Raw genomic sequence first — 24,705 nt, forward strand, 5'->3', positions numbered from 1 at the left:
GCACAACACTGCGCGACAGGGGCAGACCTCACCTGCATCCGATTCCAAGCAGACGCAGGAGAAGGAAAGTCATCAGAAATAAGTCGATGTAGCATCCGTCACATACCGCGGAGGTGAACACCGTGACATTTGTAATCGCGGCGCCCTGTGTCGACGTCAAGGACAAAGCCTGCCTCGAGGCTTGCCCCGTAAGCTGCATCTACGAGGGCTCCCGCATGTTGTACATAAACCCAGAGGAATGCATCGACTGCGGAGCCTGCGAACCCGTCTGCCCGGTGGAGGCCATCTTCCACGAAGACTATCTCCCACCCGAATGGTCAGAATACAAGGCGGCCAACGCGGAATTCTTCACCGCCGCTGCGGCGCCGGACGATAGCGGCCAGAACTCCTAGCGCCCTGGCGTAGAACCCGCCCGCGTACGGGCCGACCACCCTACTCTCGGCCCGTACAGGCTCGCCAGCAGCCCGCACCGGACCGGCCTCAGCCTCCTAACCAGGCCGGTCCACCTTGACCATCGCCCCTTCCGGCCCCGTCCGCGAGCACTGGGCGCTGCAAGTCGAGCTGACAACCCGTGCTAGCGAACCGAGGTTGCCCTTACCGAAGCCGAGGCGCGCTGCGGCATCAACATCCTTGCTAGCTTCCAGTGCCGAGGAAAACCTCTCACAGCCCCCCCGCCGACACATCCCCTCCGTGTCCAGGGCAGAAAGTCGGCCACGGTCCGATCAGTGCCAGCTCGCCGACAGACACTGACTGCGAGATCCATGCGGTGATGCGCGTTAAGAAGGGAGAACTTACAATGTCGTCAAAGAGAATCAACGAGACCCCGTCAGGCTTCATGGAAACAGTCGACCCCGGTCTCGCGATCGCGATGGGAGAGGCAAGCAGCCAGGGAGCGTCGACCTCCTTCGCCGAGCTCCTCAAGCGCGTCAAAGCCCAGGGCCTGTTGGAGCTCGACCCGCGCTACGACTACTTCAGGCTCACACTGAATCTGGCCCTCATCACCGCCGGCCTGGCTGCATTCCTTCTCATCGGCGCCTCCTGGTGGCAGATGCCGGTGGCGGTGTGGATGGGCTTCTGCGGCGTGCAGAGTGCCTTCATATGGCACGAGGTCGGCCACAAGGCGATGTTCCGTGACCGGCGGATCGGCAGGCTCGTGGCCTACTTCCACGCCACGCTCTTCAGCGGCGTGAGCTATGCCTGGTGGATCAACCATCACAACCATCATCACAGCCACCCCAACCACCTCAGCCTGGACCCGGACATCGCCCGCCGCACTGCAATCTTCGACATCACGCAGTACGCCTCCCGTACCCGGGCGCAACGCTTCATCGTCCGTCACCAGCGTGTCCTCTTCTTCGCCCTCCTGGTGTTCGAGGGCTACAAGATCGAGAAGATCACCGTCAAGGTGCTCGCCAAGTCCCGCGGCAAAAACCGAGCCCTGGAAATCACCCTGGTGCTGCTACGTGCTGCGATCTACCTGGCCGCAGTCTCCTGGTTCCTTACCCCTGTGCAGGCTGCGGCCTTCATCCTGGTCCAGCACGCCGCTCTCGGCGTGTACTTCGGTTTGACGTTCGCACCCAACCACAAGGGCATGGAGGTACGCGACGGCGAGGAAAGCCTCGACTGGCTCGAGCGGCAGATCCTCACTGCCCGCAACATCCGCCCCCAACGGATGGTCAACTTCCTGTATGGGGGGCTGAATTACCAGATCGAGCACCACCTTTTCCCGGCTATGCCACAGAAGAACCTGGCACGTGCCCGTGAACTGACCCGCGTGTACTGCGCGGAGCGAGGCATCCCCTACCACGAAGTTGGCTTCTGGGAGTCTTATCGCCAAGTGGCAGCCTTCCTGCACGACGTGAGCGCACCAGCCCGCGCAGGCAGGCATCTCGACACTGAGCTTCTTCGGTGTGGCCACCGATCGGGTGACGGTCCGTGAAGCGCAACGAGCGAGGTCCCCGGGCTGTTGATCGAGATGTCTTACGTCTCAATCACGTTGCTCGGGGGCCTCGTTGGTTGTCCATCCTGCCGCATGCACTCATGGAGTGGGTCACCATGCTGATCGTCACCCGTGAGGGCGACCGACGCTGCAAGCTCCGTCCGTCCCAGCGCGCGATGCGCGAGCACACCACTCTGGCGAAGATCGCCGCCGGGTTTGGGATCAGCGAGTCCACCGCCCACGCCTACACCAGCGCGGTCGTCGACCTGCTCGCCGCGGGTGCGCCGGGTTTGCTGAAGACGCTGCGCGAGCATGATCCCGACTTCGTCCTGCTCGACGGCACACTCTCCGAGTGCGACCGGGTCGGCGACGGCCGGGCCGACTACTCCCACAAGCACCGCCGCCACGGCGTGAACGTGCAGGTCGTCACCGATACCGGCGGCCGGCTGCTGTGGCTCTCGCCCGTCCTGCCGGGCCGCACCCACGACCTGACCGCCGCCCGCACCCACCGGATCATCCGCATCTGCGAGCGCCAGGGCGTTCCCATCGTGGCCGATCTCGCCTACCAGGGCGCCGGTCCGTGGCTGACCACGGGCATCAAACGCAGGCCCCTGCAAGAACTGACCCCCACCGAGAAGACCCGCAACCGTGCCCTGGCCGCCACACGGACACCCGTCGAACGTGGCGTTGCCCGCCTGAAGTCCTGGCGGATCTTCCGCAGGTCCCGATGCAGCCCCAACCGCATGACGTCAATCGCCAAGGCCGGTGTGGTACCGGACTCTCTTTCTTTGTATTTTTTCTATGCGTTCTAAAAAAGTGGTGTAAACCGTCACTCCACCACCACCCTTCACCCCGCTGTCGAGCCGCCCCGAGCCGGGGGAGGGCGGGCAGCAGAAAGCCCCGGCAGTCACGGGGACCGACCGGGGCTCCCACGGCTAGGGCGCGTCCCGTGGATCATGTCGTAGCCTAGATGAAGAACGCGGCGATGTGGACGGCCGCCTCGTAGTGTGTGGCGAGCTTGTCGGTGCGCATAGCGATGCCGCGCCATTGTTTGAGCCGACCAATACATCGTTCAACCGTGTTCCGGATCTTGTACGTACCGGGGTCGAAGGCTGGCGGACGTCCCCCACTGGCCCCGCGGCGCTTTCGGTTGGCGATCTGGCTGGAGGGCTCGGGGATGACGGCTTTGATTCCGCGGCGGCGGAGGTAGACGCGAATGGCGCGCGAGGACTAGGCACGGTCGGCGCTTGCCTGCACGGGGCGGCTTCGTGGGCGGCCGGGACCACTGCGGGGAACGCGGATGCCGTTCATGACGGACTCGAAGTACAGCGAGTCGTGCCGGTGCCCTGCCGAGACCAGGAGTGACAAGGGGCGGCAGTTCCCGTCCACCACCAGGTGGATCTTCGTGGTAAGTCCTCCGCGGGAGCGGCCCAGGGCGTGATCGGACGGCTCCCTGGGCGCTCCTGCCGAAGGCCGGGCGCCGGCGGCGTGCTGGTGGGCGCGGACGATGGTGGAGTCGACACTGACCAGCCAGTCAATGTCCTGTACGGCGTCGGCTTGGGTTTGGAGGCGGGTCAGGAGCCGTGCCCAGGTCCCGTCCTGTGCCCAGAGCCGGAAGCGGTTGTAGCAGGTCTGCCAAGGTCCGAACGGCTTGGGCAGGTCCCGCCAGGGAGCGCCAGTGCGGTACTTCCAGATCACGGCCTCGATCATCGTGCGGTGGTCGCGCCACCGGCCGCCCTGTACGGGGTGGTGTGGGAGTAGATCCTTGATCTGCTCCCACACACGGTCGGTCACGTTCCGGTGCCGTTCCATGACCCAACAACGACGATGTGTTGCCCGCAGGCCCTGCCACCGCGTACTTCAGCAGAGCGTCACGAGTGGCTAGCCGATGTATTCGAGGTCGAAGACCTGATAGATGGCGTCCGCACTGTCGGGGTGGTCGATCTCCAGCAGCAGGACGTGGTGGCCCACCGGGCGCGACGGAAGGTTGAACGTGAATACCAGCGGGTTGGGGGCGACCAGGCCGTCCGGGATTGGGTTATCGGCGGCATAGTAAGGTGCGGCGCGGTAGAGCTGGATATAGATGGGGTTGGCGAGGTCGAGCTGGGCGCGGGTCAGCGCCTGCGTGGGAGACCAGTTCGCCTTGGTGATGTAGACGGTGACCCGGCGCACCTTGACCGTGCCTTCGGACGCGGCCCGGACCTCGAGCGCATCGCCGCTCCGGACGGGATGGGATCGCCACGCGTTCCCGAACTCGTCCACCAGCCCGTCGAGCTTGGCCGCGAAGGGGTTGCCGGCGCTGGCGATCTGGCCGTCAGCCGGTGGGGGGCGGTTGACGATGTCGCTGGGGACGTCCCGGTCCGACTGGCCGCCGAGGGTCGTCTGGATGAACTTGCCGCCCACGACGGCTGCCGCCTGACTCGCCGAGAGATAGATCCCCTGGCGGGACAGCAGGTCAGAGCCGCTGGTGAGGTTACTGCCGGTGATGTTAGGGCTGGGCATGTTCATACCGAAGGTGATGTCAAGCTCGTGCATGCTCGCTCCGCTTCAGTTGTTGATCATCCAGCGCAGTCTGCCACCAGCGGGTTGGCGGCCATACCTGAAGCCGAGCGATTGGCCTGAAGTGGCCTTTTGGCGGCGTGTACCGATACCGGCTCCGACCTGCCGATACGTCTCGTTCTTCCGCAGATGTGCCAGTGCGGGGAGGGTCTGTTGAAGCAGCCGAGTCTCCGCCAGGGCGAGTTGATCTCCTGGCGCCGTGCGTACAGTAGCCAGGTGACATGCTCAACGAGCTCGTACGGGACATCGAGACTGGCAGAATACAGAACCAACGAAGCCTCCGTTGTCGGCGTGATGCGTGAGAACACCACACCAACGACGGAGGCTACGCCATGTCACCAACAATCGCGCTGACCAGCCGTTTCACCCTTCAAGTACCGGGGTGTGAAAGAGGTTCAGTAGGGGGCCTGGGGGGAAAGGATTCCTCGACTCATCGCCGCGGCGACGGCCGCGGCCCGGTCGGACACCCCCAGTTTGGTGTAGCCGCGCTGCAGGTAGGTCTTGACCGTCGATTCGCTCACGTGCAGCCTCCTGCTGATCTGAGCGTTGGTCATGCCCGCCGCGACCTGGCGCAGCACCTCAATCTCCTGGTGGCTCAGCTCGCTCGATGACGGCCTGGGCGCGGACATGCGGTGCAGCACACGGGCCGCGACCTTGGCGGCGAGCGGGGTCTCGCCGCGGGTCACAGCGTGCAACCCGGCCGCGATCTCGGCGGGGTGGGCGTCCTTGAGCAGGTAACCACCGGCTCCCGCGTCGAGGGCCTGGAAGATGTCGGCGTCCGAACCGTACGTGGTCAGGACCAGGATGGGCGGCGGGTCGGGCTGTCGGCGGATGCGGCGGATCGCGTCGAGGCCGCTGCCGGGCATGCGCAGATCCATCAGGATCACGTCCGGGCCCCGCAGCGCCGCCTGCCTGACCGCCTCGTCAGCGTCGGCGGCCTCACTGACGACCCGCAGGCCGTCGCGCTCGTTCAGCACGGCGCGCAGTCCTTCACGGACCACCGCGTGGTCGTCTGCCAGGAGCACGCGAAGGGCTCCGTCCGTTCGTGCGGCTTCGGCATGGTGTCGCGCCGACCCACGTACTTGGTTGCTTGCCACCTACAGTTCCGCCTTCAGTGTCGTGCCCCTGCCCGGTTCGCTCCGTGTGTCCAGCCGCCCGTCGAGCCGTTCCAGTCGCGAGCGCAGCCCGGCGAGACCAAATCCGGGCCGTACGTGCTCCGCGGCGAAGCCCACGCCGTCGTCAGCTACCGCCAGGGAGCCTCTCCCGCGGTAGTCCAGGCGCACGCACACTGTCGAGGCTCGCGCGTGCTTGCGTACGTTGGCTAGCGCTTCCTGGAGGCAGCGCAGCAACAGCACCTCGGCCGCGGGCTCCAAGGAGCGGGTCTCTCCCTCGATCGCGCAGCGCGTGACGATGTCGAGTTCCCGGCCGAAGGCGGCTGTGATCGCCCCGACCGCCTGGGGCAGCGTGGCTCGGCGCAGGTCCACCGGGCCCAGAGCGGCCACCAGTGACCGCGCCTCCTCTAGGGTGTGCTGGCCGATGCGGTCGGCCCTCCGGAGCCGGTCGGCTGCCTGGTCGCGGTCGCCTGCTGCCAGCTCCTCGCCTGCGCGGCGGATCAGCATCAGTGTGGCCGCGATCCCCTGGGCGACGCTGTCGTGGATTTCGTGCGCCACACGTTCTCGTTCGGCCAGCACTCCTGTTTCGTGGTGCAGGACGGCCAGCCTGTCCTGAGTGGCCTGGAGCTCGGTGATGAGCCGGGCACGCTCGGTGCTCTGGCCGATGACGCGGCTCATCCACATTCCGGCTGCCGTGCCGACGCCGCACAAGCAGGCGCAAAGCAGACCGGCGCTGATCACGGCATCCTGGTCCCATCCCACGTGGACGGCGACGGCCAGTGAGGACGCGAGTGACGCCGTGGCGCACACCAGCACCGCCGTGCGCGGCGCGAGCAGCCGGAAGCACTGAGGGATGAGGACGAGCAGCAGGAGGCAAGCCGCTGCGCCGGTGGTCAGGAGCAGGCCGAGGAGCACCATCGCACCGGTGAGATAGGTCCTCGCCCAGACGGCGCTCAGGACGGAGTGCTCGCCGATCACCATGTGCCAGGCCAGCAGGGCCATCGACCCGGTGACCACGACGGCTGTCTTGGTGGGGCCATCACTGCGGGTCAGCAGGTCAGCGACCGCCGCAGCGAAGACCGCAGCGAGCCAGATGATCCAGTTCCGGTGACTTTCGTAGCCGTCGTCGACGGTATCGAGTGTCTGCTCGTCCCGGACCCGGTCATGCGTCTGGGGCGGCCGGCTCACGACGTGCCGACCGGGTAGCCCCGGCGCAGGAGATGCTCGGATGGAGCGATGGCGCCGGGCTCGACGGTCCCTCGAGCGCAAGACCGGGGCGCCCGTGCGCGTCGGCGGGGAACGCCCGGCCGCCGGGCGCCTGGCTCCGTGCCGGTGGCGACTCCCCGCCATGGGCCAAGCCACCGGCCCCGATTCACCTGGGCCAGGGGAAGAGCCGTCTCGCCGCCCGGGTCAGCGGGCGTCGGCTGCGGTCCTGGGGTGTCGATTGGGGGTGATACAGCGGACGGCTGGCTCTGCTGACGGCCCTCACGGCCGCTCCTTCGGCGGCGTGAAGCGGTGGGCCGCCACTGGGCCTGTGCTGCCCCAGGTGCTCCGGGAACGATGCCTTGCACCAATTGGCCCTGATCGGCCGCCCTCACTCAAGTCTCCCCAAAGCCGTGATCGCTGCATTATGATTATTGCTATCATAATGCATAAAATTCCACCAATGTCTGTTTCTGGCTGGAATGATCGCCCGCTCGGGTCCTGCGGCGGGAAGTGACCCGTGCAGGACCCAATTCCTTTCTGCAGAAGGCGCTTTGACTCGCAGGCCCTACCGGATCCGGCCGTAGAGATTGGGGGTGTAGGAGCGGAAGGAGGAGATGCGGACGTTCTTGCCGGTTCTGGGCGCCTCGAGATACTGCTGACCGCCCAGGTAGATGGCGACGTGATGGATGCCTGAGGTGCGGCCGTTGGACGTCCAGAAGACCAGGTCTCCGCGGCGCAGTTCACTGCGGGAGAGGAGGGTGACGGCGCGGTACTGGTCCGCGGCGACCCGTGGCAGGGTGACGCCAGCGCTCTGGAAGGCCGCCTTGACGAGGCCGGAGCAGTCCCACGCGTGGGGGCCGTTGCCGCCCCAGACGTAGGGGTCGCCGAGGTGCTTCATCGCATAGTTGATAGCGGTCTCGGTCCGGCCGCTCTTCGGATTGCTCGAACTGCCGGGGGCGGACGGCTTCGACGTCGAATCGGTGCTGTGGCTGGGTGGCGTCTGCAAGTGGCGTTCGTAGACGGCCCGGTGGCTGGTCCACCGCCAGGAGCCGTTCTCCTGGAACCAGTACACTTGGTGCGCGGCGTCCCAGCCTTGCCGTCCACAGAAGGTGGGCTGAGTGGCACCGCTCGGTCCTTGGGCTTCGCGTATCCCGCCTGCGGGATTGGGTGCGGCGGCCGCACCCACGGCCGCCGCACCCACGAGGACCGCGCCACCGGCGATCGAGACCATCGCCCTGCGCCACGTGCACCGCTGTCCGGGAGAACCTGTGTCCGGTGCCGCAGCGCAGGCGGGGCAACCGCAGTCCTGGGGCCTGTCGTCAGTGAACGCGGGCAAAGTCATGGGGAGTTCCTTTCATCGGCAGGGGTGTTCGCGCCGGGCGAGGGCAGACGGAGGTCAGTGATCCGCTGGTGCGGCATCGCGGCGGGCGGTGTAGAAGGCCACCGTCAGGTCCTTGACCAGCGTGGTTCGTTGCTGGTCGGTGAGCCGTACCAGTCCGCGCTCGGCCATCCGCCGCACGGTGTCGTCGACGGTGTCGATGACGGAGGTCAGGACGGCGTCGCGGTGGCGTGCGTCAATGGCCGCGATCCGACGGCGCTGCATCGCCTCGGCAATTTCGGGCGCGTAGTCGATGTGCAGGGGGCGGGCCGAAAAGATCTCGATGCCGACAGCCCGGCACTCGGCCGTGAGCAGTCCGGTCAGCTCCTCTGCCACGGTGTCGGTGTCGCGCAGCGTGCCCGGCCGGTGCTCCTCGTCGAAGGAGTCGGCGGGCATACCGGCCAGAACTCGTGCGGTGCAGACCTCCACCTGATCGTGCAGATAGGCCACGTGGTCCCGCACACTGAGCAGGGCTCGTGCGGTGTCCTTGATCCGCCACACGACCATGACCACCGCGTGCAGCGGCGTGCCGTCGGCATCCGTAGCCCGCAGGGCCTCACTGCGCTGGTGACGCAGCCTGACGTCCACGCGCAGGTAGCGGGGCAGTGGGTTGGCCCACAGCAGGCCGGTCCGACGGATCGAGCCGCGATACGAGCCGAAGAGCGTGCAGACCCAGATCTGGCCGTCCCGGCCCCGCCGCAACCCGGCCAACGCCACCAGGAGGACCAGCGCGCAGCCTGTAGAAGTCAGGACGGCCCCGGCATCGGCGTGCGGGCCGGTGACGGACGGCTGATCGCGGATCACTTCGCAGGCGCCCGCGAGAGCGAGGGCAGCCGCGGCCAGGGCCCACCATCCCGAGACGCTCTTCGCTGGACGCTCCGCGAGCGCGTGGGCCAGAAGCGGCCGGGATGCCCGCTGCTGCGGCGGGGCAGGCGGCACATCCGGCCCACGTATACCCGCGGTGTCATGGAGGCGGACGAGCGGCGGCTGCTTGGCGGCCGCGTGGAGCGGGGTGACGCCGGCGACGGGGCCTGGTGGTCGCACGGCGGCGTCTGTTCGGCGGAAGGCAGCGAAGGCGACCGCGTTCTTCTGTTGCTGTCCGGCATTCTGACGCAGGCGCAGCGATAAGGCGGTCGGTGCCCCGGGCTTCTCGGGCGGCCGAGGCTCGGCGGTTTTGGTCATGACGGCCTCCAAGCCGTTGTACACGGTGACGGTGCGGGCACCAGGGACGCCGACCGGGGGATGGACGGTTGGGCGTCCCTGGTGCCCTGCTCAGGGGTGCGTGGTGGTCAACGTTCGCGCGGACCGGGCATCGGGCTGGCACCGGCTGGGTGTGGCGCCGTGCCCCAGGGGGCATTTCCGAATGAACGTCGCACGCTCGGCAAGGCAGATCCCGACAGCTCTGACCTTTGACTGCAGATGCAGGGGCCGCCAGAAGGGAAGTGGCCGGGCCTCGTGGGCTCAAAAGCGATGCTCGTAGTTCTGCTTCTCACAGTGAAGATCTTTCTCGCTACGGACACTGCACGCGCCCACCAGTCCGGTAGATCCGTGTCGGCTGATCGGCCGACACTCACGAGACACCCCAAGAGCCGGCCGCCGCTTCCAGAGCCCGTACGGCAACCATGCGCGCGCTGAGGGCTCATCCCAGATCAGCGGCTTAGAAGCCGTTGTCTTTCCGACAGTGACGGGTGCGGTTCCGCTGGTCAGGCATAGTGCCAGCGCCTCGGTGGCAGAGACGGGATGTCGTGTCGTCTCTTCGGTGGAGGTGCCGGATGCCGTCGGTGATGGGGCTGCTGGAGGAGCGCGAGCGTGCTGCCCGCCGGCGAGTGGAGGTCCTGCAAGCCGAGCTGCAGGAGGCGGAAGCCGCGTGGGAGCGGTTCGTGATGGCCCGTCAGACAGTGGCCGAAGTCCTGGCGGGAACCCCTGCAGGCAAGGAGGCGCCGTCGGCCGGGGCGGCCGGTGAGCGGCCTGCGCGGGTCGCCGGGGCGGTGCCCGGATCGGTGGTCCCCGTCTGGAGGGAAGGTCTCGATCCGAGTGCGCTGGCGCCGGACTACCAGCGGCTCGTGGAGGTCCTGGCGGAGAGCGGGGAGGAGATGGACTGTCGGCAGCTCGCGGCGGCCCTGGGTCTGAAGGAGGTCGCGGCGAAGGTGGAGGGCGTGCGGTCGAAGGTGAAGCGGCTGGCCGCGCGGGGCTGGCTGTCCGAGGAACGGCCGGGGATGTTCAGCGTGGTCGCCGGGCGAGCCGGCGGCTCATGACCATACTCATTGACCACCGGATCATCGCCTCGGAGGTGTCGGTGCGGGTCTCGTAGCCGCGGGCCAGGCGGCGTGAGTGCATCAGCCAAGCGAACGTCCGTTCCACCAGCCACCGTTTCGGCAGCACTACGAAGCCCGTGGTGTCGTCGGTGCGTCTGACCACGGTCAGTGCGATCCGCAGCACGTCGCCGGCGAGGTCGACCAGGCGGCCGACGTAGGCGCCGTCGGCCCACACCAGCGAGATGCGCCAGTGCCGCTCACGAAGCCGCTCCAGCAGGGTACGGCCGGCCTCGCGGTCGGTGACGGATGCGGCGGTGACCAGGACTGTCAGCAGCAGCCCGAGGGTGTCCACGACGATGTGCCTCTTGCGGCCGTTCACCTTCTTCCCGCCGTCGAACCCCCGGCTCGTGGCCGGCACCGACGCGGCCCCTTTCACCGACTGCGCGTCGACGATCCCGGCGGTCGGCTCCGGATCACGGCCCGCTGCCTCGCGGACCCGGTCGCGCAGCCGGTCGTGGAACTCGCCGACCAGGCCCTTGTCCCGCCAGCGCCGGAAGAAGGCGTAGACGCGGTCCCAGGCGGGGAAGTCCGCGGGCACCGCCCTCCAGGCGATGCCGCCCGCGACCAGGTAGCGCACCGCGTCGACCAGCTGCCGGTGGCAGTAGCCCTCCGGCTGTCCACCCCTTCCCTCCAGCCAGGCGGGCACGGGCATCGCATCGCGCACGACCGCCCACTTCGCGTCGGTCATGTCCGAGGGGTACCTCGGACGCCTGTACGGCCGGTCCCCGGCATTCCCTAACCGGTGAGCGAGGCAATCACAGGACAGGGGGAACGAGTCGAACGGCAACGTCACGGAGACGGAAGACTGCGGCACCAGGGGCCTCCTGTCGCTCGGCTGGATTCGACACCCACGAGCTGTTCGGGAGGCCGCACTTTCATGCCCAACCGATCAGAAGATCACCCGACCGGGTCGGCAGGCTCGAACTCACGGTCACCAAGATCGAGGAGCAACGTCCAGTTACTCCAAACGGGGCCATTTGGAGCAGGATCGGCCATGCTGTCGGTTCGGCATGCGGTATATGTCCGTGCACGTTCAAGAAGCTTCTTGCCCTCGCGGGCGCCGCCCTTCTCCTGGGCGCCACGCCCGCCATGGCAACTCCGAGAATCGTCGGCGGCAGCGTCGAAACCACCAGCCGTCCGTGGATCGCCGCCCTCTTCGAAGGCAGCAGTCAGTTCTGCGCCGCCCAGGTCGTCGCGCCGCAGTGGCTGCTCACTTCCGCGACGTGCGCCACCGCGGTCGTGGAGCACCCCAACGACGTGACTGCCCGCATCGGCTCGCTGAACCGGACCAGAGGCGGCACCGTGATCGCCGCCCAGAGCGCCGTCATCAACCCCGGCTTCAACCCGGACCGATCCTACGACAACGACATCGCCCTGATCCGGCTGGCCCAGCCCGTGACGAACGCGCCGGTCACCCTGGCAACCGGGACCAACTGGACGGACCACCTGCTGCACCTGGACGGCTGGGGCCAGACCTGCGAGGCCATCGGCTGCAACAACGGCAGCGACCGGCTGCGCGGCATCGATCTGCTGGTCGCCGCGCCCCAGCTCTGCAACCCCCCGGCAGGGGGCGGTTTCGACCAGAACAACGAGCTGTGCCTGGTCTCCACCCCGGTCTCGACCGTCTGTCTCGGGGACGCGGGCGGCCCCGCCCTGGACAAACCTGATGGAGCCCTGGTTGGGGTGATCAGCCGCTCCAGTAAGCCGCATTGTGGAACTGCGGACACCATCGTCACCCGGGTGCAGCCCTACACGTCCTGGATCAAACAAACCATCGGATAGCGCCGCCAGCACGAGTACGGCCTGCGGGAACCGGTTGCCCGACGTCTCGGGTCCCCGCCCCGCAGGCCCGCTGAACCATCCCGACCGCTTCTCGCTCAACTTCTTCCCGGCGGGTGCCCTCGCCGCCGTCGCCGGCCCCGACTTGTCCGGACATCAGCAACCCCGAGCCGAGCAGGAGGCCCCATCGCTGTGCGCGCCCTGACGCAGGATCACTCGTCCGGGTGGCCACATTTCGAACCGATGCTCACCGTGATCGGTACGACAACGGCTTCTTAGGCGTACGCGGGGCCTTGTGGCCGCTGGGCTGCCCCGCCCGACGGAGTGCTCACCGGGAGCGCCGGTGTGATCTTCGTCGTCCTCGGCGGAGGGATCTGATGTCCCTGGCCCGGGCAGCCCTGGCTGTGGTGTCTGGGAACGGTGGCTGCACACCGGTGTGTGGTTGGGCGCCCCCCCTGATAGGGGCGAGTTGGCGTGGCCTGGCCGATCTGGGACTGCTGGAGCCGATAGCGTTCCAGGTCGTGACGGAGACGAGGACAAATCGGCCGACGAGGGACTGTTTCTGCGGGTGTGGCAATGAGGCGGAGGCCGACGGGTGGTTCGCGCAGGGCCATGCCGTCACCGCGCTCGCAGCCCTGCGCGCTGTGGAGACACTGCGGCTGCCGCACCGGCTGGTGGAGGCAGGCTTCGGCCCGCAGCGCTCGGTGGTCGAGGCGGCTGTCCAGGAGGCAGGCTGGGTGCGCTGCCCCGGGTGCGTACGTCGGACCGGCGGCAGCCCACACCTGCACCGCCGACGCCCCAGATGGAGATCAGTCCCCCGCCGCAGCTTCGCGGGCCGAGTCGGGAGCCGCCCAGGGTCGGCTGCTGCCGGGGGAAGCCGACCCGATCTGGGAGGCGGTGCCGCTGCATCTGCGCCAGCGGCTGAGAGGGCCCGCGTACGAGCTGGTGTCAGCTGCGCAAGGGCCGCTGAAGAAGCCGGAGCGTCGGCATCTGCTGAGCGCGGTACGGGCGGCCAGCCAGATGCGGATGACTGGGGCGCACTGGATTGTGCTGCTCACCGCACCCCGGGACGCATTCGGTAGCCCGCGCAGCCAGCGGGCCCGCGCCCTTTATGAGGCGCTGGAGCAGGTGGCGGCTGAGCACGCGGGGCCCGCCGGGGACCAGCTGATGGAACCAGCCATGGGCGGGGTCGCTGAAGTGGCCGGCGCGCAGAGGGCCGAGGCCGGTGAGCCGGTGGGGCGAGGAGGAGCGCGCCCAGGAGGGACTGCTCGGCGTAGTGCACGGGTTCTGGTGGCGGCGGGCCGTCCAGGCCGTCGTGCTCGTCGCGGGGGCGGGGTGGGGCATCAGGCAGCCAGGGTGAAGTCGTCGGCCCATGGTCCGGCCGTCCGCTCCGCGCCCGCGGAGGTGTCCGCCGATCACGAACGTCGTGACGGGGCGAGAGGGGTCCGCTCCGCATCCGCGGAGGTGTTCCGCACGGCCTCGTCTCCGTCCTCGGCTGCAGGCGTTGGTCGACCTGATGGTGGCGCTGGAGCAGTCCGTGGAGCGGACCTGCGCCTCCTGTGGTGAAGCCGATGTGCACGAGCTCTAGCCGAGACGCGCCGCGAAGAAGACCACTGTTGGGATGACTTTGTAACCGGGGTGGGGAGGCGTTTCGACATGACTGTGGGAGTCGTGTCCTGACCGAGTTTGCGATGTCTGCTTGTTTTGACGTCACCCGGGGGCTTGCGGTGGGACGGTGGGGTGTGCTTCTGCCGCTGGGGGCCCGATGGGGAAGTCGGATTCCAAGGTCGATCTGTATGCCGCGATACGCCGTGACCATCATCAACTCGGCCTGTCCCAGAGGTCGTTGCAGCGCAAGTACAACGTCACCTGGCGCACGGTGCGGCGGGCTCTGGACGGGCAGTGGCCCGAGCCGCGCAAGACGCCGCGGCGGCGGGAGTCGCGACTGGATGCGTACGTCCCGCTGATCGACGAGATGCTGCGGGCGGATGTGGATGCGCCGGCCAAGCAGCAGCACACCGTCCAGCGCATCTTCGACCGCCTGGTCGACGAGCACGCCGCCCTGGACATCTCGTATCCGATGGTGCGCCGGTACGTGAAGGTGCGCCGGCCCGAGATCCGGCGGGAGGCCGGGCTGGGACCACAGGCGGTGTTCGTGCCGCAGACGCATCTGCCCGGCGCTGAGGCCGAGGTCGACTTCGGAGAGGCGCACGTCCGCCTGGCAGGCCAGGACAGGCGGCTGTATCTGTTCTCGCTCAGGTTGTCGTTCTCCGGCAAGGCGGTGCACCGGGTGTTCGCCACCTGCGGGCAGGAGGCGTTCTTCGAGGGGCACGTGCACGCCTTTCGCACCCTGGGCGGCGTCCCGCGCCACCGGATCCGCTACGACAACCTGCGGGCCGCGGTCGAGCGAATACTGGGCCGATCGCGGGATCGCAACGAGTCGGAGCGGTGGACGGCGTTTCGCTCGCACTGGGGTATCGAGCCGTTCTACTGCATGCCCGGTATCGAGGGCGCCCACGAGAAGGGCGGGGTGGAGGGGCAGATCGGCTACTTCCGACGCAACCACTTCGTGCCCGTCCCCGAGGTCGACACGCTCGCCGAACTGAACGCGCTGGTCGACGGATGGGACGCGGCCGATGACGGACGCCGGATCCGCTCACGCACCCGCACGATTGGCGAGTACTTCGCCCAGGAACAGGGCCTTCTCAAGCCGCTGCCCCTGGAGGTGTTCGAGACGGGGCGGTGGCTGAGCCCGCGAGTCAACCGGTTCAGCCAGATCGGGGTGCGCGGCAACGCCTACTCGGTGCCGGTGCGCTTCATCGGCCGTCAGCTGCGGGTGCTGCTGCACGCCAACGAGCTGATCGTGTTCGACGGCCGCACCGAGGTCGCCCGGCACGAGCGGCTCGGCAAGGTCGGCGAGACCTCGCTGCTGCTGGACCACTACCTGGAGGCGCTGATGCGCAAGCCGGGCGCCTTCCCCGGCTCGACCGCGCTGGAACAGGCCCGCTCCGCGGGCCGGTTCACCCCGGTCCACGACCGATGGTGGACGGCGGCCAAGGCCGCCCACGGCGAGGCCGCCGGGACCCGGGCCCTGATCGAGGTGCTGCTGCTGGCCCGACACATGGACCACGAGCAGGTCGTGGCCGGGCTCGCCGCCGCGTTCCGGGCCGGCGCGCTGACCGCGGACGCGGTCGCCCTGGAGGCCCGCAAGGTCGCCGAGAGCGACACCGAGCCCGTCCGGCCCCGCACGAGGCCGGACCGGACCAAGACAGGCGATGAGAGCGCGTCGGTGACGTTCTTGTCGGACTGGAAGCTGTCCCATCTGCCGCCGGATGAGCGGCCGTTGCCGTCGGTGGCCCACTACGACCAGCTCCTCAAACGGCCCGCCCGACCGGCGGGCAGGAAAGAAGGATCATGAGTCCACGCAAGCGCGGGCTGACCGAGGAAGCCGCGACCGCCTCCATCGACCAGGCATGCCGCATGCTGCGACTGCCCTCCATCCGCCAGCAGTTCAAGGACATGGCCGACGCGGCCGCCCGCGACCAGATGTCGTATCGCGCGTTCCTGGCCGAGCTGCTGATGGCCGAGTGCGACGACCGGGCCCGGCGCCGCTCCGAGCGCCGCATCCGGGCCGCCGCCTTCCCCAGGGAGAAGTCGCTGCGGGCCTTCGACTTCGACGCCAACCTCAACGTCGATGCGGCCACCGTCAACACGCTGGCGACCTGCGAGTGGGTCAAGAAGGGCGAGCCGCTCTGCCTGATCGGCGACTCGGGTACCGGCAAGTCCCACCTGCTGATCGCGCTTGGCACGGAGGCCGCCATGCAGGGCTTTAGGGTCCGCTACGTGCTGGCCACCAAGCTGGTCAACGAGCTGGTCGAGGCTGCTGACGACAAGCAGCTGACGAAGACCATCGCCCGCTACGGCCGCGTCGATCTCTTATGTATCGACGAGCTCGGCTACATGGAACTCGACCGGCACGGCGCCGAGTTGCTCTTCCAGGTTTTGACCGAGCGCGAGGAGAAGAACAGCGTCGCGATCGCCTCCAACGAGTCGTTCTCGGGGTGGACGAAGACGTTCACCGACCCGCGGCTCTGCGCCGCGATTGTTGACCGGCTCACCTTCAACGGCGCGATCATCCAGACCGGCACGGATTCTTACCGACTGGCCCACACCAAGGCACAAACCCAGGAAAATACTGGCTGAACCCCTCGGCCCCGGACAGTCTCCCGGGCGGAGTCGGCGCCGCTGCGGGGCGGCGGCCACCGTCAGACAGCCGGCGGTGGCCGCATGCGCCCAGCGCATCAGGGCCAGGACGCGATCCCCTCAAAGCTGCTCACACACCAGTCCGTCAGGCCCAGGCGCCGCGGGAGAAGCACCTGATCGGCGAGCCAACGGAGCGGACGCGCCAGGAAGCCGCGCGATACCGCTCCCCACGGCACCCGGTCCTGGCTCACAGAGGTACAGGAAGACTCCGACTGCCGCCGCACGGCAGTGACCATCGAGGCGGGGACGTTACCCAAGACCTCCAACCGCCGACCAGATCAGCCTCTTTCGGGCCGACCACCGGCATGCACCAGCCTAGCCCCTTACAGCAGCCGGTGGCCCCGCGCACTCCAGCCGGTCCGCAATTCCGCCGGGTGTACTACGCCAGCCAACAGGTCATGCCGGGCACTACGGGACAACTGTGACGTTGGTGTCCGCGACCGGTGAACCGCCCACGGACACCAACGCCTCCCAGGACTGTTCTCCCAATCCCGAAACTCGGCCCGTCGCACGACGAACCGCGATCCCGCGAGTGCCCCGCTTCTCACACCCCACACCACTGCCGGGCAGCCGAGAGTGACATCAATTCCCGTGCACATCGATCACCTGTCGACGCGCACAACGACTCGCACAGTCATGTCGAAACGACATCCATGGAAAGTGACAAAACCAGTTGGGAAGACCGCGGCGAGGAAGGCCACAACGGGGAAGGAGAGCGCGTCCCGGAAGCCGCCCCGGAGCGCCTGACCGGGCTGGCTGGTACTGCTGCCCGGGCGCGGTCGGGCAGCGGATCCGCTCCTGGAGCAGCGCCCGGAAACGCTGAAGGCCCTCTCAAACGAGGGGGCCTTCGTGTGGAGCGCCTGGCAGGCCTTGCACAGGGCGACCAGTACCTGCCTTGGGCCTACGGGTTGGGCGCTTGTTGCTGCCCGGCTACCTGTGCACTGTGCGGTGCAATGTTGCGGGGGTCCGAGGGGTTGAGGAACCACTTGCGGGCGGAGGTCAGCCACCAGGTGGTGCAGAAGGCGATGACGACGCCGACGGCGAGGGGGGCGTAGTTGAAGGTCTTGGCGGTGACGGGGGAGGCCTGGGGGAGCATGAAGAGCACGGTGATCACCGCGACCCAGGCGACGGCGATGGTGCCGATGATGGTGGACCAGGAGCCGAGGTGCCAGGGGCCGCGTTCGAAGCGGTCGCCTTGTCGCAGGCGGAGGTAGGTGGGGATGACGTAGGCGATGTACAGGCCGATCGTCGCGATCGACGTCACTGCCGCGTACGCGGTGGAGTTCCACAGGTAGGGCAGGCCCAGGCAGAAGGCGCCGCCGGTGGCGAGCCAGACGGCGTTGGTCGGGGTGCGGGTGCCGGGGTGGAGCTTGTGCCACACCTGGGAGAAGGGCAGGGCGCCGTCGCGGGAGAAGGCGTAGATCATGCGGGAGTTGGCGGTCACGGAGGCCATGCCGCAGAAGAGTTGCGCGACGATGATGACGACGAGGAGCCACTTGCCGGTGGCTGTGCCGAGGGCGTCCATGAGGATCTGGGCGGGGGGTACGCCGGTGTCGGAGTCGAGGGCGCCGTTGTAGGACTGGATGGCGTAGGTGAAGCCGAAGAGCAGGACGAATCCGGCGGCCAGGGAGACGAGGATGGAGCGGACGATGCCTTTGGGGCCTGCGGTGGCGGCGTCGATGGTCTCTTCGGTCATGTGGGCGGAGGCGTCGTAGCCGGTGAAGGTGTACTGGGCCATGAGCAGGCCGATGGCTACCACGTAGAGGCTGGAGGTGAAGCCGGTGTTGTTGACGAACTCGCCGAAGACGAAGCGGGTGGACTGGTGGTGGTCGGGGACGAGGACCAGGGCGCCGCAGATGAGCAGGACGCCGCCGATGTGCCACCAGATGGAGACCTCGTTGAGGAGGGCGACGATGCGTACGCCGAAGGTGTTGAGGATGCCGTGCAGGACGAGGATGGCGCCGAAGAGGGTGATGGTGTGGCCGGGGGTGGCGTCGTAGCCGAATTGGAGGTCGAGGAGGGCGTTGAGGAAGGTGGCGGCGCCGAAGTCGATGCCCGCGGTGACCGCGATCTGGCCGAGGGTGTTGAACCAGCCGGTGAACCACGCCCAGGCGGCGGCGGTGCGGGGCGGGCCCATGCGGTGGGCCCAGAAGTACAGGCCGGCGCTGGTGGGGTAGGAGGAGCAGACTTCTGCCATGGACAGGCCGACGAACAGGGTCATCAGGCCGACGAAGAGCCAGCCCCACATGATGACGGCGGGGCCGCCGGTGTTCATGCCGTAGCCGTAGAGCGTCATGCAGCCGGAGAGGATGGAGATGATGGTGAAGCTGACGCCGAAGTTGGCGCGGCCGGACATGGAGCGCGACAGCGTCTGGCGGTAGCCGAGCTGCTTGAGGCGCTCCTCGTCGGAGACGCGGGATACATCAAGGGGCACGGTCTTTCCGTCCTTCCTGCTACGGGATTCGGAGACGGCGAGCCGTCAGCGGTACCGGCGCCGTGGAGGGCTGTAGGACCAGGCCCGGTGTCGCAGGAACAGCCGGCGGGCATCGCCGCAGTAGGCCCAGGGCACATGGGTGGCGTACGGGCCGATCGCGTCGAAGACCTCCTGGGCCTCGGAGTGGCGGTTCGCGAACGACAGGGCGTGTGCCAGGTAGTTGGCGTCGTCGGCGAAGCAGGCGTGCGGATGCGGTGCGCGGTAGCGCCACCATCGCTCCAGCACCAGGTCGATCTGAGGGCACTCGACCCAGGGGTGGATCATGAGGCCGTACGAGTCCTGGTTCTGCGCCTGACGGCAGCGGTGGGCCTCGGCGAGCACGACCAAGGGCAGGACCGCGAGGGGCAGGCCCTTCGGGGCCGTGGAGACTTGCTCCTCGGCCCACCACATCGCCTCGCCGGGCTCGCCGTGATGACGGACGAAGAGGTAGGTGACCAGCTCGTGGTGGGCCTCGCGATTCCAGGGATCACGTTGCTTGATCTCTGACCACACATGGTTCAGCGTGCTGCGGTCAGGGGCGTGGGTGCGCAGCAGCGCGAGCATGACGACCAGGGGCGCCACGTCCTGGGGCCACACGTCCAGCGCGGCACAGCACGTTGCCCATGCCTCTTCCATCAGGACTTGGCCCTTGACGCGACCAGCGATCATCGCGCGCAGGGCCTGCACGTTCCCGAGCAGGGCAAGGGCGTGCGGGGAGTGCGGCTCGGCCTCGGCCCAGGTGTCGGCGAACCTGAGGCGGGCTCCCGCCTCGGCCAGGACCTGGAGGCGGAAGATCCGCCGGTCCCAGTCCGGCCCGGTGGCGATGAGCATGTCCCGCGGCCCTTCCCAGCGGCCCATCGAGGCGTCTTCGAGCACATGCCGTAGCGCTTCGTCGTTTCTGGCGGGATGCGTGTCAAGAGTGATCAACATGGGTTGGCCTCTTGGGTGGCAAGAGGGCCCCTGCTCCGGTGTGCACAGCCTCAGCGCGGGGGGAGTCGGACGCGTCTTCGGCTGGGACACCGGAGCAGGGAGCTCGGAGGTGTGGGAAAAGCAAGTACTCCTGCCGGGGTGCCCGACCGCAAGATGCGCGGGCGAACCAACTTCGACGTGAGTACGGGCGCACTGCTGGATCCCCGAAGCCGACCTGGGTGGATGCCCCACCAGGTACCAGGTGGACACGCGAGCAGCGGCCGCTGCAGAGGCGCGATGACGGCACCGCGGGCCCTCGCCGCGGACGGGAGGATGCCGGCAGCGAACAGGCTGTGGCCATTACTCGGCTAGTGCCTTATGCCCTCGTTGCGCGCGAACGAGGAGTGCCGCATGTGCTTCCGCCCATGTGGCAGCCGGTGCCATCGCGGTCAGGAGCTCCTGCGACGGGGGCGTCAGTCGATATGTAGTGGGGAATGGGAAACGCGCTGCTCTTTCGCGGTTGATCAGCTCAGTCTGCGTCAAACGTTGCAGGGTGCGGCACAACATACCTTCCTGAAGGTTGCGATGAGCACGCCCCGGCCAGTTGTTGGTGGGAATCTGTGCGCGCATTGTGGCTAGGAGGTCCGTGTACTGCAGCGGCCCATCGTTGAGAGCGACAAAGACATCCCAATACCATTCGCCGTTCAGCAGGCGAAGGAAGTCGTGGACCCTCCGAAGGTATTGCTCATCGTTTGGTGTTACCCCGGCAGGAGCGGGGTGCCGGGGGAGCGGTAGGCGGGAGGTGAGGCGGAGATGCCATTTCCCGGTAGGTGAGGTGCTTGAGCCACCAGAGTTCTTAGGCATGGCTTTCCCTGACCAGCTTCATCTGCGCGGTTCTGCAAGCCGGTGAGTGCGCCTGTATGAGCCTGTGCCACACCGGGGTGCCGGTGCTGTTGCGACGTAGCCAGCTTGGTCTTCTTCGGGGCGAGGGGCTTGACGTGCTCCCTCTGCCAACTTCCGTACCCTCGAGGGCGAGGGATTCTTCCTTCTCTTGATCCGTCCTGACTTCCTCTCGCTATGGAGGCAGTGACGTTCCCCATCCGCTGTCATGCATAGCGCTACTTTCTTTCGATCTTTGGACGTGGCCGAGGCTGGCACGGCCATCTCGGCCACGTCCAAGTGCTACACCGCCGGAGCACTCTAACTTCAAAGCCAGTGCCGCCAGTTCGGCGAATTCAAGCCAGCGGCGCTGGCGCAACTCGCGGGTGTGGGGGACATCGGGATTTCTCGCCGCGCTCCTATGCTTCCTGTAGCTGGCGTAGCAGGATGCGCGGGCACAGCCCGCTCAAGGGGGTAGGTCATTGCTCAACGACGAGCTCCGTCACCTGCGCGGAATCGGCATGGCTATCGAGCTCATACGCAACAAGTGGACGTACGCGGTGCTCGTCGCCCTCCTGGACGGGCCGATGAGCCCGACGGAACTTCTAGCACACATAAACAGGGGAAATGTGCGCAATGCGGACTTGTTGAATGAATGGGTCCTGCACGAGAAGACCCTGCTCGAAACGCTGCGGCGACTGGAGCGTGACGGGCTGATCGTGCGACAGCAGCTGGTTGAGCCGCAGGTGAAGAGTGCGGCTCGAGCGCTGACGCCCATGTCGGAGGAACTGCTGGAGGCGCTTCATGAGCCGGCGGCATGGGCGACGAGGCACGCAGGCCTTCTGCTGGCGAATCTGCGGGATCGCCGGGGTGTGAGCTCCGCGGGTCCTGCGCCCGCGCGCCGACTGAAGTTCGAGGGCGGCAAGCGCACGCCTAGTCAGGAGCGTTGGCGCAATCTCGGCGTAGCCCTCACGATGCTCCGCCTGCGCTGGAGTTTCTCGGTTATCGCAGCCCTGCGTAACGGCCCCTTGCGCCCCACGGAGCTTGCCTTGGCGATCAATGAGGACGTCGATCGCAATCGTCACATCATCGGTCGTCGTCACCTGTCGGACAAGGTGCTGTGGGGCACCCTGCGTCGATTGTCCACCGACGGCGTGGTTGCGCATGAAGGGAGGGGGCGAGGGTTCGCTTCTGCCGCCAGCTGCTCGCTGACCGGCTCGGGCCGCGACCTGTTGGTGGCTCTCTCGCCCTTGGGGTCGTGGGCGGTGCGCTATGAGGCCCAACTCGTCGACGTCATGCGCGGCCGCTTTCGGCGCCCCGAGAACCCCTCGACTCACCAGCAGCAGTCTGACGGGTCATCAGGTACCGTGTCGTGGTGAACTCGGCTGCTGCGGTGAGGGGGTGACCATGAGCGAGAAGATTGGGCCTCACGCAGAGTTTCCGTTCGCGCCGCGGGCGCACGGCGGCCCTCCAGAGGCGTACGCCCAAAGGCGCAGCGGTTGCCCGCTTGAGCCAGTCGTACTGCCGAGCGGTGACGAGGTGCTCCTGGCCACGACGTACGAAGACGTGAGGGAAGTACACGCCGATACGCGCTTCTCACGGAACCTTCGCTACCCGGGTGCTCCTCGCCTGCTCGCCGGTCGTGACATCCCTGATGATCCGCACGCTCTCGTCAACATGGACCCTCCGGAACATACGCGACTCCGGCGCATCGTGCAGTCGGCCTTCACACCGCGGCGTGCGGAGCAGTGGCGACCGAGGATTCAGGAGGTGGCCAACAGCCTCATCGACGCCATGACGTCGGACTCCCCGCCGGTCGACTTGCTTGACTCCTACGCCCTTCCTCTCCCGATCCACATCATCTGCCGGATGCTGGGCGTCCCTGAAGAGGACAGTCCGCAGTTTCGGACGTGGTCGGACGTGTTCCTGTCGACCAGCGTGGCCACCGCTGACGAGCGCGCGAGGGCCGGCGCGGAATTCACCGCGTACACCGACCGGCTCATAGCTGACCGCCGCAAGAGCCCCGGAACGGATCTCCTCGACGAACTCATCAACGCCCACGACGCGGAAGACCGGCTCAGCGAGGGAGAACTAGCCCGCATGGTCCGGGGGTTGATCATCGCGGGCCACGAAACCACAGGGCACGTCATCGGCCGGGGCGTTCTCACGCTACTCCGGCACCCTGACCAACTGGCCGAGCTGCGCCAGCAGCCGGAACTGCTTCCTGGGGTCGTCGAGGAGATCCTCCGCACGGAGGTGCCCGGGCACGGAGGCCTGCTGCGCGTGGCCACCGAGGACCTGCCCCTCCCGTCCGGTGGCACAGTGCGGAAGGGGCAAGCTGTCCTGGCGCCGGTGGTGGCCGCCAACTACGACCCGCGGCACTTCGCCGACCCGGACGAGTTCGACATCCACCGGGCCGCTGAGAGTAGGCACCTCGCCTTCGGGCACGGCCCCCACTTCTGTCTAGGGGCCAACCTTGCGCGCGTGGAACTCCAAGTGGCGATCGGCTCGCTCGTCGAGCGCCTTCCCGGGCTTGCTCTGGCAGTCGCACCCCGAGACCTGAAATGGACGACTGGCAGTCGCATCTGCAGCCTGGTCGACCTCCCCGTCGCCTGGAAGTGACGGCGGCCGCGGCCGCGACTCCATCGAGCGCGCTTTCCCCGGGACCGCGGCTGCCTGAAGCGCCGGTCACGAGTCGTGGCCGTGACGCCCCGCCGTAGCTGGACTCTGTCCGCCAGCCGCCCCCCTAGGCGGCATTTATCACATTCCGTGCGTGATTCCTCCATCCAGGGCTCCGTACTCACTTTGAAGTCGGTCCGCAGTCCCACCTTGCGCCCAGGGGGTGCAGCCGGAGTACAGGTGGATGCGTCGGCGTACGCATGTGCGTCCGGCATGAACCTGGGTCGTCCATGAGGTGGTGTGGCCATGGTTGGAGGGAGTTGCCGACGCGGCGAACGGCGCCTCGCGTGTGCTGGGTTGAGCGCTGCGGTCCTGCTCGGCCTCGGTGCGTGTAGCAGTTCGTCCGCCACACAAGCGCCTGAGAGTGCCGAGCCAGGTGGCGCTGAGACTCCGAGAAGGCAGCAGTCGAGAGCCTCGCGATCAGCCTCAACCGTAGACACGGCACGGGAGCACGCGATCGCGGCCTACTTGGGCATGTGGCGCGACATGGCTGAAGCGGCAAGAACCTCGGACTGGAGATCTCCTCGGCTCGCGCGAAACGCGACAGGCGAAGCGCTCAAGGCGATCACGCGTGGAATGTACGCCGACCATCGGAACGGCCTGGTCACGAAAGGAATGCCGGAGAACTCTCCGAGGGCCACGAAACTCACCCCCGCGAACGGCCCCACCACAGCCCTGATTTCGGACTGCGGCGATTCCTCGCGCTGGCTGAAGTACCGCAAGCAGACAGGTGAGTTGGTAGATGACGAGCCTGGCGGTCGCCAGTCCATATCGGCCGAGGTGAAGAAGCAAAAGGGTGGGTGGAAGGTCACGCGGTTCGCTGTCTGGGAGGTCGGATCGTGTTGAGGCGGACCGGAGCCGTGGTCGTCATAGCCGCCACCGCGACACTGACGAGTGCTGCACCCGCGCTGGCCGATCCAGGGTGGACGAACGTCGACTGCTCGCAGAATCCGCACCCCGGGTGCGAGCTGGACGCCGGAAAGGGTGGAAGGAGCGGGCGGAAGACTCCTGAGCCGGAGAGGCGTGGATCAGGACCGCACCTCCGTGGCGGCGGGAGCACCGGCCGCGAGGGTACCGGCGAACGTGATCCGAATTTGGCCCGGTGTGCCTACGAGCGCAGTGACTACAAAGCCCCCCGCGCCGAGGCCAAGGCATCGTTCCAGGAGTCCGCTGGCAACGGCGGACAGGGCGCCGCACCCGCCGTGTGGGCACGG

At 67.6% G+C, this 24,705-nt stretch carries 19 protein-coding genes and 1 pseudogene; 10 read left to right on the plus strand and 10 right to left on the minus strand.

Going from position 1 to position 24,705, the window contains the following annotated elements; genetic code table 11:
- Window positions 1-122: 122 nt before the first annotated feature.
- From fdxA to AC5WAM_RS37355, 3 genes are all read left to right on the plus strand, one after another.
- The gene (gene fdxA, locus AC5WAM_RS37345; RefSeq protein ID WP_495523731.1) at window positions 123-392 is read left to right on the plus strand and encodes a ferredoxin; all 270 of its coding nucleotides are present in this window, start codon (window positions 123-125) and stop codon (window positions 390-392) included.
- Between the two features lie 443 nt (window positions 393-835).
- The gene (locus AC5WAM_RS37350) at window positions 836-1,939 is read left to right on the plus strand and encodes a fatty acid desaturase family protein (protein WP_495520288.1); all 1,104 of its coding nucleotides are present in this window, start codon (window positions 836-838) and stop codon (window positions 1,937-1,939) included.
- 101 nt (window positions 1,940-2,040) lie between these two features.
- On the plus strand, window positions 2,041-2,751 hold the full coding sequence (locus AC5WAM_RS37355) for a transposase family protein (protein ID WP_495520289.1): 711 nt from the start codon (window positions 2,041-2,043) through the stop codon (window positions 2,749-2,751).
- A gap of 154 nt (window positions 2,752-2,905) precedes the next feature.
- On the opposite strand, the pseudogene AC5WAM_RS37360 reads toward AC5WAM_RS37355, so the two are convergent.
- From AC5WAM_RS37360 to AC5WAM_RS37385, 6 genes and pseudogenes are all read right to left on the minus strand, one after another.
- Window positions 2,906-3,751 (minus strand): annotated as a pseudogene (locus AC5WAM_RS37360) (IS5 family transposase).
- 69 nt (window positions 3,752-3,820) lie between these two features.
- Window positions 3,821-4,474, minus strand: coding sequence for a lytic polysaccharide monooxygenase (locus tag AC5WAM_RS37365; RefSeq protein WP_495520290.1), 654 nt, complete (start codon window positions 4,472-4,474; stop codon window positions 3,821-3,823).
- A 419-nt stretch (window positions 4,475-4,893) separates the two neighbouring features.
- Window positions 4,894-5,523, minus strand: a complete 630-nt coding sequence (locus AC5WAM_RS37370) for a response regulator transcription factor (RefSeq protein WP_495520291.1) — start codon at window positions 5,521-5,523, stop codon at window positions 4,894-4,896.
- Between the two features lie 72 nt (window positions 5,524-5,595).
- Window positions 5,596-6,798, minus strand: coding sequence for a sensor histidine kinase (locus tag AC5WAM_RS37375; RefSeq protein WP_495520292.1), 1,203 nt, complete (start codon window positions 6,796-6,798; stop codon window positions 5,596-5,598).
- A 583-nt stretch (window positions 6,799-7,381) separates the two neighbouring features.
- Window positions 7,382-8,047 carry a C40 family peptidase gene (locus tag AC5WAM_RS37380; RefSeq protein WP_495520293.1) on the minus strand — a complete coding sequence of 222 codons (666 nt, stop codon included), beginning with the start codon at window positions 8,045-8,047 and terminating at the stop codon, window positions 7,382-7,384.
- 165 nt (window positions 8,048-8,212) lie between these two features.
- A complete protein-coding gene (locus AC5WAM_RS37385; protein ID WP_495520294.1) occupies window positions 8,213-9,376 on the minus strand; it encodes an SPFH domain-containing protein in 1,164 nt (387 codons plus the stop codon).
- Window positions 9,377-9,966: 590 nt separating this feature from the next.
- Here AC5WAM_RS37385 and AC5WAM_RS37390 point away from each other — a divergent pair.
- Window positions 9,967-10,449: a hypothetical protein gene (locus tag AC5WAM_RS37390; protein ID WP_495520295.1), complete on the plus strand. Its 483-nt coding sequence runs from the start codon at window positions 9,967-9,969 to the stop codon at window positions 10,447-10,449.
- On the opposite strand, the gene AC5WAM_RS37395 is transcribed toward AC5WAM_RS37390, so the two are convergent.
- Window positions 10,415-11,197, minus strand: a complete 783-nt coding sequence (locus AC5WAM_RS37395) for an IS5 family transposase (protein ID WP_495520296.1) — start codon at window positions 11,195-11,197, stop codon at window positions 10,415-10,417. The genes AC5WAM_RS37390 and AC5WAM_RS37395 overlap by 35 nt on opposite strands.
- A gap of 401 nt (window positions 11,198-11,598) precedes the next feature.
- Between AC5WAM_RS37395 and AC5WAM_RS37400 the strand changes: the two genes are divergently transcribed.
- The 4 genes from AC5WAM_RS37400 to istB all read left to right on the plus strand — a co-directional run bounded on the left by AC5WAM_RS37400 (window position 11,599) and on the right by istB (window position 16,491).
- Window positions 11,599-12,291, plus strand: coding sequence for a S1 family peptidase (locus AC5WAM_RS37400; RefSeq protein WP_495520297.1), 693 nt, complete (start codon window positions 11,599-11,601; stop codon window positions 12,289-12,291).
- A gap of 1,222 nt (window positions 12,292-13,513) precedes the next feature.
- Window positions 13,514-13,648, plus strand: coding sequence for a hypothetical protein (locus tag AC5WAM_RS37405; RefSeq protein WP_495520298.1), 135 nt, complete (start codon window positions 13,514-13,516; stop codon window positions 13,646-13,648).
- Between the two features lie 405 nt (window positions 13,649-14,053).
- Complete coding sequence (gene istA, locus AC5WAM_RS37410) at window positions 14,054-15,706, plus strand: IS21 family transposase (RefSeq protein ID WP_495520299.1); 1,653 nt, start codon at window positions 14,054-14,056, stop codon at window positions 15,704-15,706.
- On the plus strand, window positions 15,700-16,491 hold the full coding sequence (gene istB / locus AC5WAM_RS37415) for an IS21-like element helper ATPase IstB (RefSeq protein ID WP_495523732.1): 792 nt from the start codon (window positions 15,700-15,702) through the stop codon (window positions 16,489-16,491). Before istA ends, istB begins: the two co-directional genes overlap by 7 nt.
- Window positions 16,492-17,452: 961 nt before the next feature.
- Here the strand turns inward: istB and AC5WAM_RS37420 are convergent.
- The 3 genes from AC5WAM_RS37420 to AC5WAM_RS37430 form a co-directional block, all read right to left on the minus strand.
- Window positions 17,453-18,985: an amino acid permease gene (locus AC5WAM_RS37420; RefSeq protein WP_495520300.1), complete on the minus strand. Its 1,533-nt coding sequence runs from the start codon at window positions 18,983-18,985 to the stop codon at window positions 17,453-17,455.
- A gap of 45 nt (window positions 18,986-19,030) precedes the next feature.
- Window positions 19,031-19,954, minus strand: a complete 924-nt coding sequence (locus AC5WAM_RS37425) for a hypothetical protein (protein ID WP_495520301.1) — start codon at window positions 19,952-19,954, stop codon at window positions 19,031-19,033.
- Between the two features lie 339 nt (window positions 19,955-20,293).
- The gene (locus AC5WAM_RS37430) at window positions 20,294-20,797 is read right to left on the minus strand and encodes a winged helix-turn-helix transcriptional regulator (protein WP_495520302.1); all 504 of its coding nucleotides are present in this window, start codon (window positions 20,795-20,797) and stop codon (window positions 20,294-20,296) included.
- A gap of 497 nt (window positions 20,798-21,294) precedes the next feature.
- On the opposite strand from AC5WAM_RS37430, the gene AC5WAM_RS37435 reads away from it, so the two are divergent.
- Both AC5WAM_RS37435 and AC5WAM_RS37440 read left to right on the plus strand, forming a co-directional pair.
- Window positions 21,295-22,191 (plus strand): winged helix-turn-helix transcriptional regulator, encoded by an 897-nt coding sequence (locus AC5WAM_RS37435; protein WP_495520303.1) that lies wholly within the window; start codon window positions 21,295-21,297, stop codon window positions 22,189-22,191.
- Window positions 22,192-22,219: 28 nt separating this feature from the next.
- A complete protein-coding gene (locus AC5WAM_RS37440) occupies window positions 22,220-23,434 on the plus strand; it encodes a cytochrome P450 (protein ID WP_495520304.1) in 1,215 nt (404 codons plus the stop codon).
- Window positions 23,435-24,705 lie beyond the last annotated feature (1,271 nt).

It is taken from the genome of Streptomyces sp. JLYT201, assembly GCF_059448825.1.